The sequence below is a fragment of the Kitasatospora sp. NRRL B-11411 genome (assembly GCF_000721345.1).
In the GTDB taxonomy this organism is placed as follows: Bacteria; Actinomycetota; Actinomycetes; order Streptomycetales; family Streptomycetaceae; genus Kitasatospora; species Kitasatospora cineracea.
On sequence record NZ_JOGH01000300.1, the window covers coordinates 1 to 709 of the forward strand.

Annotated in this window: 1 pseudogene; it reads right to left on the bottom strand. The window is 76.9% G+C overall.

Features of this window, described 5'->3' with window-relative positions:
- Positions 1-523, bottom strand: a pseudogene (locus IH44_RS42185) (hypothetical protein); the annotation flags it as partial.
- Positions 524-709 lie beyond the last annotated feature (186 nt).

Consider the following 709-nt stretch of genomic DNA (forward strand, 5'->3'; position numbering starts at 1 on the left):
GCCCGGCCCCCCACCCCGCCCCGACCAACACCCGCTCCCGCACCGCCGACCGCACCCCGACCCGCACGGGCAGCGCCCGCCACGCGGCCCACCCGGCGGCCAGGAACGCGACCGCGCACCAGACCCGCGGATCGGCCACCGGCCCGCCACCGCCCCGGAACAGCGCGTGCGGCAGCCCGAACAGGGCCATCCCGGGCAGGTAGGGCGTCACCTCGGCGGGGCCCGCCGGCGCGGCCAGGTACGGCGAACCGTGCGCCAGCAGCAGATCCCCGGCCCGGGCCAGCACCGCCACCTCGCTCTGCCCGCTGCCCCGCCCGACCAGCAGCACCCCCGGCACCAGCACGGCCCCGCCGAACGCCGTCAACGCGGACAGCCCGACCGCACCCGCACGAGCGACCCCGCGCGGCAGCAGCGCCACACCCGCGGCCAGCAGGTACCCGACCGCGGCGACGGCCCCCCACCCCCGGTGCGGCCCGAGCCCCGAAACCAGCGGGAACAGCCCCGCCCACCCGGCGCAGCCCACCCAGCCCGCACACCACCACAGACGTCGTTCCGGAACCCGGTAGCCGGACCGGAGGCATTGGTCGATCACACCCCCATTCCAGTACGACAGCCGAACCCGGTCATGACGCCCAGGTGGAGACCCGATGGTCGACTTTCCCCTACCGTCCCCCACCGGCTACCACCACCCATGCCCCCCATCCACCAC